The sequence below is a fragment of the Candidatus Bipolaricaulota bacterium genome, from assembly GCA_021159055.1.
In the GTDB taxonomy this organism is placed as follows: Bacteria; Bipolaricaulota; Bipolaricaulia; order UBA7950; family UBA9294; genus S016-54.
Map to the genome: position 1 here is coordinate 1 of JAGGSO010000058.1, position 5,095 is coordinate 5,095.

A 5,095-nucleotide genomic window follows, 5' to 3' on the forward strand; every position below is an offset into this window, starting at 1 on the left:
GGTTCTCGGGATTTGGTTGTTGGTCGTATTCCTTATTGGAGCCATTGCTTGGGGACAGCACCCGGTGATCAACGAGCTGGCTTGGGCTGGGACGGAGGCGAGCCCGAGCGATGAGTGGATCGAGCTTTACAACCCATCCGATTCCCCGATTGACCTCACCGGCTGGACCCTGACGTTCGGCAAGACGGTGATCGACCTCGGGAGCGGGACGAACACTGTGATCCCTGCTGGCGGATACTTCCTCCTCGAGCGGAGCGATGACAACACGATCTCCGACATCGCCGCCGACCTGATCTACACAGGGAGCCTTTCCAACTCCGGCACGGTAATCGAGCTACACAACCCGGCCGGGGAGATCGTGGACACCGCCAATTCCGGGTGTGAGGACGGGTGGTACGCTGGGGCGGCGGCCGGCTCTTACTCCACGATGGAGCGGGTCGATCCCCTCGGACCCGATGCCCCTGCGAACTGGCGCACCAACGACGGCGTCCATCGGGTCGGGCTGGATGCGGACGGAAATCCGATAAACGGAACTCCGAAGGCGAAGAACTCGGCGACGATCGCCTATGAGACGATCCCGCGGGTTGAGGTAGCCGGGCCGGAACAAGGGGAGGTTGTCTCCGGGGTGTACCTCGTCGGCTGGACGGCGCACGACCCGGACGGAGACGACACTGCGCTCAAGATCGACCTCTACTACTCCTCCGACAACGGAGAAAACTGGACCCTGATCGCGTCCGGACTAGCTAACAGCGGTTCCTACCCGTGGGACACAACCGGGCTTGAAAGCGGTGATCGCTACGTGCTCAAGGTAGTAGCGACCGACCCAGACGCCCTCGCTGGGGAAGGGATAAGTTCGAGCTTCACTGTTTCGAATCCGGGCTAACGGGACGGACTCCACAGCTCTCGCTGATTTCGGGAAGGCGGGCGAGGACCTCCTCCTTCCCCGCCTTCACCGCCTGTGAGAGCTTGGAAAACGCGAGCATCGTTATCCCGCTCACCTGCGGCCGGAGTAGAACCAACCTGCCGTTTAACCTTTTTCTCGCCTCTTCGACCTGAAGTGCGGTGAGGGCGTGGGAGGTTATCCGCTGCGACTGAAACATGACATCGAGGCTTGTCTGCGCTCTCACCTTTTCCATCGGTGCCCCGGCGTCGACCGCGATCACCGCGTTCGCCCCCAGCTCGATCGCCGCGGCGATCGGGATCTTCTCGATGACCCCGCCGTCGATCAAGTACTTTCCCTCGATCCGCACCGGGGGAAAGATCCCGGGAACGGCCGCGCTCGCCGCCACCGCGCGATAGATCGGTCCCTCGCGCAGGACGACCCTCGCCCCGGTGGCCAGATCGGCGGCGACCACGGCGAACGGAACCTGCGTCGCGGCGAAGTCCTTCTTCGCCGTAAACAGCGAAAATAGAGCCAACAAGCGGGACAGGCGCTCCGAGAGACTCGTTTCCTCTTCGAGGTCGACTCCGCGCATGTACTCCACCACCCCGCGCCCGATCGCCCGTCGGATCTCGTGACTGGTGCTCTCTGACACCCCGAGGAGGGAGTTCAGGTTGAGGAGGCTGAGGACGGAATGGAGCTTGCCCAAGTCCATTCCCAACGCTTTCGCCGCTCCGACCGCCGCTCCCATGCTCGTCCCGGTGATGACGTCGATCGGGATCCCGTGCTCCTCCAGTGCCATGATGATCCCAAGGTGAGCGAACCCGCGCGCCCCGCCCCCACCGAGGGCAAGGCCGATCTTGAGTTTCCGTCTCATAAAAAGAAAACCCCCTTCACCCGGATGGTAGCCGGGCGAAGGGGGACAAGGCAAGTTCAGGTTAGTACATCGGCGGCTGCGGCGCGGGTGGGGTCTCTTCCTTCTCCTTGATCTCCGCCACGAGCGCGTCGGTCGTCAGGAGCATCCCCGCGATCGAGACCGCGTTCTGCAGCGCCGAGCGGGTCACCTTCTTCGGATCGATGATCCCGGCCTCGAACATGTCGCGGAACTCGCCGGTGAGGACATCGAACCCAACTCCGGGCTTCTGCTCCTTCACCTTCTCCACGATGATCGCGCCCTCGTACCCGGCGTTGTCCGCCAGCTGGCGCAGCGGGGCCTCGATCGCCTTGCGCAGGATGTTCACCCCGACCTGCTCGTCGCCCTCGAGCTTGAGATCATCGAGCGCCTTGGCCGCGTTGATCAGGGCCGTCCCACCACCGGGGAGGATTCCTTCGTCGACCGCGGCCTTGGTCGCCTCGAGCGCGTCCTCCATTCGGTGCTTCTTCTCGGAGAGCTCGGTCTCGGTCGGCGCTCCGACCTTGATCACCGCCACTCCGCCGGCGAGCTTAGCCTTCCGCTCCTCCAGCTTCTCGCGGTCGTAGTCGGAGTCCGTCGTCTCGATCTGGGCCTCGATCTGCTCGATCCGGCCCTTGATCGCCTCCGGCTTCCCCTTCCCGCCGATGATCGTGGTGTTGTCGTGATCGACCTTTACCCGCTCGGCGCGGCCAAGCATGTCCAGGGTGGTATCCTTGACCTGCATCCCGGCGTCTTCAGCAACGACGGTACCGCCGGTGAGGATCGCGATGTCCTCAAGCATCGCCTTGCGCCGGTCGCCGAATCCCGGCGCCTTCACCGCACAGCTGGTGAGGGTCCCCTTCAGCTTGTTCAGCACGAGGGTGGTCAGCGCCTCACCGGTCACGTCCTTGGCGATCACCAGGAGGGGCTTTCCGGTCTGGGCGACCTTCTCCAACAGCGGCACGAGATCCATCGCGTTCTTCAGCTCGCGGTCGGTGATCAGGATGTACGGATCCTCGAGTGACACCTCCATCTTCTTCGGGTCGGTGACGAAGTAGGGGGAGATGTACTCGCGGTCGAACTGCATCCCCTCCACGACTTCATAGTAGGTATCGATCGTGTCCGAGTCCTCGACGGTGATCACTCCGTCCTCACCGACCGCCTCCATCGCATCGGCGATGATCTTCCCGATCGACTCGTCGTTCGCCGAGATCGTCGCCACCTGCGCGGTCTCTTCCTTGGTCTTGAGGGCGCGGCTCTGCTTGCCGAGCTCCTCAACGATCACCGCCGCTCCCTTCTCCAGCCCGCGCTTCAGCTCCATCGGGTTCGCGCCAGCAGCGACGTTCTTGAACCCCTCCTCGATCATCGCATGGGCGAGGATCGTCGCCGTGGTCGTACCGTCACCGGCGATGTCGTTCGTCTTGGACGCAACCTCCTTGACGAGCTGCGCGCCCATGTTCTCGAACTCGTCCTTGTACTCCTGCTCCTGGGCGATCGTCACCCCGTCATTGGTGATATCAGGGCTGCCGAACTTCTTGTCGATGATCACGTTCCGGCCGCGCGGTCCGAGGGTGATCCGCACCGCATCGGCCAGCTTGTCGATCCCCGCCTTCATCTTACGGCGGGCTTCCTCTCCGAATATGACCTCTTTTGCCATCTGTTACCCCCTTTATTCTTCGATCACTGCGAGTACGTCGGTTGCCTTCACCAGGAGGAGCTTGTCCTCACCCATCTCCACCTCAGTCCCGGCGAAGCTGGAGACGATGATCTCGTCCCCTTCCTTCACTTCGATCTTCTCGTTCGATCCAACGGCGATCACCTTGGCGCGCACGACCTTGTCGCTCTTCGCGCTCTCCGGAAGGACGATCCCCCCCGGGGTCCGCCGCTCTTCTTCCTCGATCTTCTTCGCCAGGATTCTGTTTCCCAACGGCTTGATCTTCATCGTTCAACCTCCTCTATCGGTAATTTTTAGCACTTATGCCCTGGGCTTGCTAATTATTGTAACCCGCGTCTTCTTCCCCGTCAAGAGGGAGAGAGGAAGATTGTGCGCCGCGCACATGAACGGTAAATTCTTCTCATCATGCCCGGAGGAAAGACGCACCTGCGCATCGAGCTCGGTCTCCTCGGTCTCATGAGTGCCGGAGGAGCGGTCCTGTGGTGGCAGGGGACAATCGGAGAAAAAGAGCTGGGGGCGTTCCTCGGCGCCTATCTTTTCTCCAGCCTGTTCCTCAGCCCGGACCTCGATCTGTGGGAGAGCCGGGCGACGCGTCGGTGGTGGATCGGGAGGATCTTATGGTATCCGTATTCCAAGGTATTCCGCCACCGGCGGGCCTCGCATCACCTCATCCTCGGCCCACTCACACGCATCGTCTACCTCGGAGGGCTCGTCCTCCTTGGGGCATGGGGTTGGAGCAGGATCACACATCAGAGATTACTCCTCCCGTCCCTCCGCGCCGAGATCCTGCTCCCCATCATCATCGGACTTTATATCCCCAATCAGGTGCACATCATGACCGATCGAATCTGGTCAAAGTTCCGGGTGCTGCGCCATCGTCACTAGTATAATCATCGATATGAAGGAAGTGTTGATCTATGCCCTCGCCGTTGTTGCGCTGTTGGGAGCGGTGTTCGCCTATCAATTTTACGGGCCTTATTACGAGGTGGGGATCGCCTCCTGGTACGGACCGGGGTTCGATGGTCGTCACACAGCCAACGGAGAGATATACGATATGAACGGAATTTCCGCTGCGCACAAGACTCTCCCGTTCGGCACGATCGTCCAGGTGGTCGATCTGGAGACGGGCAAAAGCGTAATCGTACGGATCAACGATCGCGGTCCATTCATCAAAGGGAGGATCATCGATCTGTCCAAGGGCGCGGCGGAGAAGCTGGGGATCATCGACAAAGGGATCACCAAGGTGGGGTTGCGGATCCTCCGCTGGCCTAAAAAGGAATAACCGCCTGTGCGCGGCCCCGTCGAGAGAGAGCAACGAGCGCTATACGAGTAGCCAGCTCAGGCCAAGTGATCCTCTAACACCCGCAGAGGTCGGCTTACCGCTGCTCCCTTCCGGGCCTGACGGGGTTCACCGACATGCGCCGCAGAGGGCTCGACCCTCAACACCGCTTGCCCGCTGCTTGACCTCACCGCTCTCCCCCTCAGGGGACCCTTCGGCTCCACTGTAGCGGGTTGTGGATGCAGGGGACCGCTAGCCCCCCACCTAGCACAGGCGGACTGGCGGAGGGGGCGGGATTTGAACCCGCGGTACCCTGACGGGTACACCTGTTCTCCAGACAGGTGGCTTCGACCGCTCACCCACCCCTCC

General features: G+C 61.8%; 6 protein-coding genes, 1 tRNA gene and 1 other RNA gene. 3 read left to right on the forward strand and 5 right to left on the reverse strand.

All coding sequences use genetic code 11. From position 1 onward, the window contains the following. Positions 1-883 (forward strand): lamin tail domain-containing protein (locus J7J55_02940; protein ID MCD6141664.1); only part of this gene is annotated, 883 nt, incomplete at its 5' end. Here the strand turns inward: J7J55_02940 and J7J55_02945 are convergent. The 3 genes from J7J55_02945 to J7J55_02955 all read right to left on the reverse strand — a co-directional run bounded on the left by J7J55_02945 (position 861) and on the right by J7J55_02955 (position 3,714). Then, complete coding sequence (locus J7J55_02945) at positions 861-1,757, reverse strand: patatin-like phospholipase family protein (GenBank protein ID MCD6141665.1); 897 nt, start codon at positions 1,755-1,757, stop codon at positions 861-863. The two genes, J7J55_02940 and J7J55_02945, sit on opposite strands and share 23 nt — an antisense overlap. 61 nt (positions 1,758-1,818) lie before the next feature. Next, entirely contained in the window at positions 1,819-3,429 is a 1,611-nt protein-coding gene (gene groL, locus J7J55_02950; GenBank protein ID MCD6141666.1) for a chaperonin GroEL, read from the reverse strand. A 12-nt stretch (positions 3,430-3,441) separates the two neighbouring features. Beyond that, the gene (locus J7J55_02955; protein ID MCD6141667.1) at positions 3,442-3,714 is read right to left on the reverse strand and encodes a co-chaperone GroES; all 273 of its coding nucleotides are present in this window, start codon (positions 3,712-3,714) and stop codon (positions 3,442-3,444) included. A 138-nt stretch (positions 3,715-3,852) separates the two neighbouring features. On the opposite strand from J7J55_02955, the gene J7J55_02960 reads away from it, so the two are divergent. Beyond that, positions 3,853-4,332, forward strand: coding sequence for a DUF2227 family putative metal-binding protein (locus tag J7J55_02960; protein MCD6141668.1), 480 nt, complete (start codon positions 3,853-3,855; stop codon positions 4,330-4,332). 13 nt (positions 4,333-4,345) lie between these two features. Continuing rightward, on the forward strand, positions 4,346-4,729 hold the full coding sequence (locus J7J55_02965) for a septal ring lytic transglycosylase RlpA family protein (GenBank protein MCD6141669.1): 384 nt from the start codon (positions 4,346-4,348) through the stop codon (positions 4,727-4,729). A gap of 4 nt (positions 4,730-4,733) precedes the next feature. On the opposite strand, the gene ffs is transcribed toward J7J55_02965, so the two are convergent. Both ffs and J7J55_02975 read right to left on the reverse strand, forming a co-directional pair. Further along, an RNA gene (gene ffs, locus J7J55_02970) (signal recognition particle sRNA large type) lies at positions 4,734-4,999 on the reverse strand. 6 nt (positions 5,000-5,005) lie between these two features. Continuing rightward, positions 5,006-5,095: transfer RNA gene (locus tag J7J55_02975), tRNA-Ser, on the reverse strand.

What these genes read in the sequence shown, in the direction of transcription:
- J7J55_02945 (MCD6141665.1), bottom strand. Translation starts at nt 1,757, where the DNA reads ATGAGACGGAAACTCAAGATCGGCCTTGCCCTCGGTGGGGGCGGGGCG.
- groL (MCD6141666.1), bottom strand. Translation starts at nt 3,429, where the DNA reads ATGGCAAAAGAGGTCATATTCGGAGAGGAAGCCCGCCGTAAGATGAAG.
- J7J55_02955 (MCD6141667.1), bottom strand. Translation starts at nt 3,714, where the DNA reads ATGAAGATCAAGCCGTTGGGAAACAGAATCCTGGCGAAGAAGATCGAG.
- J7J55_02960 (MCD6141668.1), top strand. Translation starts at nt 3,853, where the DNA reads ATGCCCGGAGGAAAGACGCACCTGCGCATCGAGCTCGGTCTCCTCGGT.
- J7J55_02965 (MCD6141669.1), top strand. Translation starts at nt 4,346, where the DNA reads ATGAAGGAAGTGTTGATCTATGCCCTCGCCGTTGTTGCGCTGTTGGGA.